The following is a 2,074-nucleotide window of genomic DNA, read 5'->3' on the forward strand; positions in this document are numbered from 1 at the left end:
GCATGAACGTGTGTTTCGGCCAGGACTCGATCGTCGACCCGTGGTATCCGCTGGGTAACGGCAACATCCTGCGCGTGCTCGAAGCCGGTCTGCACATCTGCCACATGCTCGGTTATCGCAACCTGCAAAGTGCGCTGGATCTGGTCACCGACAACAGCGCCAAAGCCATGCACCTGGGCGAGCGCTACGGACTGGAACAGGGCCGCCCGGCGAACCTGCTGATTCTCTCGGCAGACAGTGATTACGAAGTGATCCGCAGCCAAGGCCTGCCGCTGTATTCGATTCGCGGCGGCAAGGTGTTGATGAAGCGGCAGATGCCGGTGGTGGAGTTCAGTTGAGATTGCGCTGGGGCTGATGGCCTCATCGCTGGCAAGCCAGGCTCCCACAGGTTTTGTGTTGAGCACATGATTGGGCCCTCATGCAAAACCTGTGGGAGCCTGGCTTGCCAGCGATGGCGTCGGCCGAATCAAGCGATCAACCGCGCCGTGCCAAACAATCTGACGCGCAGCAATTCCCCTTCCGAAACCTCAAGCAAAACCGGTGCGGCGCCACCCGGCATGACCACCCGCACCTCACCCTCCTCGACCCAACCCACCCGCCACGCTGCACACGCGACCGCACTGGCGCTGGTGCCGGATGACGCGGTTGGACCTTCGCCACGCTCGAATACCCGCGCAGCGATTTTCTGCGGCGACGCCAGCACGGCCCATTGCAGATTGACGCCCGCCGGGCAGGGATTACCGGCACCGTTGGGCATGGCATAGGCAATTGCCGTCAGCCTCTCGTTCAGCGGTGATTCACCCATCTGTTCGTTGCTCGGCAGAGCGGCCGCATCGCCGAGCAGCGTTACACAGTGCGGATTGCCGATACGGACGAATTGGCTGTGTGCCCAGTCAGGATTGAGTTGCGCCAAGGGCTGGACATGGCTGACGTCGCGATTATTGATTTGAACGCTCTCGACTGCCTGCGCCCCAACGGCTTGCGGGCCGAATCCGGGCTGGCCGAGGTCGAGCCAGAAACCGCGAACGCCTTCGACTTCGGCCGGAGTCACCGAGGTTGTTACCGGCTCACCTTTGTCATGATGGACACGCAACACTGCACCCTGATCCGGCAGCAAGCCTTGCTCGGTCAATGCCTGAGAAAAAATCGTCAGGCCGTTACCGCTGCGCTCGGCGAGGCTGCCGTCTGTGTTGACGATGAGTACATCGAACGGCGCAGCTGCCTGGAACGGGCCGATCAGCAGGCCGTCGCTGCGGTGGGGTTTACTGTTGGCCGGGCGTTGGCCTTCGGGCCAGTGACAGCACAAAGCGATGGCGGCCTCGCTCCATTGCTGCCTGGATACGGCGCACTCTGCGGCCCTCGCTGGCAAAGCGATTCCGGCTTCGCGCAAGGCTTGGGGCGAGACCACTCCGTAGATATTGCCGCGTGCGTCGTAGAACTTCGTCATGCCTTGTTCCCGTATTCCATGCTGGCGAAAATCCGACTGTAAACCGCAAACCAGTGTGGGAGCGAGCCTGCTCGCGAAGGCGGTGCGTCAGTCGACAATTCCATATTTGACCCACCGCTTTCGCGAGCAGGCTCGCTCCCACAGGGTAGGATGTTCACCGTTATGCCCCGAAAGGCCTGAGATCGAACCTCAACGCCGTCAGAATGTCACTCGGGATGCAGTTGTTTTTTTGCCAAGGATCGATATGACCAGCCTCAACCCCCAAGACACCTTCGTCCCCGGACGTCTGCAACAGATGTCCACGCGCGTTGCCTTTTTCATTGCCGGCCTCGGCATCGCCGCGTGGGCGCCGCTGGTGCCGTATGCCAAGGCGCGAGCCGGGCTGGATGAGGGCACGCTGGGATTACTGCTGCTGTGCCTGGGTGTCGGCTCGATTCTGGCGATGCCGCTGGCGGGGATTCTCGCCACGCGTTTTGGTTGCCGACGTGTGGCCACCGGCGGCACCTTGCTGATCTGCGCGGCGCTGCCGTTGCTGGCGACGGTGTCGTCGATCCCGGCGCTGATCGCCACGCTGTTCATGTTCGGTGCCGGCCTCGGCACGGTGGATTCGACGGTGAACCTGCAAGC

The 2,074-nt window shown here is 62.2% G+C and carries 3 protein-coding genes; 2 read left to right on the forward strand and 1 reads right to left on the reverse strand.

What is annotated here, in order from left to right; all coding sequences use genetic code 11:
• Positions 1–338, forward strand: a 338-nt coding sequence (locus D8U71_RS01850) for an amidohydrolase family protein (RefSeq protein WP_153188856.1), incomplete at its 5' end; no start/stop codon positions are given.
• A 128-nt stretch (positions 339–466) separates the two neighbouring features.
• Here D8U71_RS01850 and D8U71_RS01855 read toward each other — a convergent pair.
• On the reverse strand, positions 467–1,447 hold the full coding sequence (locus D8U71_RS01855) for a diaminopimelate epimerase (RefSeq protein WP_130887045.1): 981 nt from the start codon (positions 1,445–1,447) through the stop codon (positions 467–469).
• A 244-nt stretch (positions 1,448–1,691) separates the two neighbouring features.
• On the opposite strand from D8U71_RS01855, the gene D8U71_RS01860 reads away from it, so the two are divergent.
• The coding region (locus D8U71_RS01860) for an MFS transporter (RefSeq protein ID WP_130887046.1) at positions 1,692–2,074 on the forward strand (383 nt) is incomplete at its 3' end.

Source organism: Pseudomonas sp. Sample_21, assembly GCF_004307525.1.
GTDB lineage: Bacteria > Pseudomonadota > Gammaproteobacteria > Pseudomonadales > Pseudomonadaceae > Aquipseudomonas > Aquipseudomonas atacamensis.

What these genes read in the sequence shown, in the direction of transcription:
- D8U71_RS01855 (WP_130887045.1), bottom strand. Translation starts at nt 1,447, where the DNA reads ATGACGAAGTTCTACGACGCACGCGGCAATATCTACGGAGTGGTCTCG.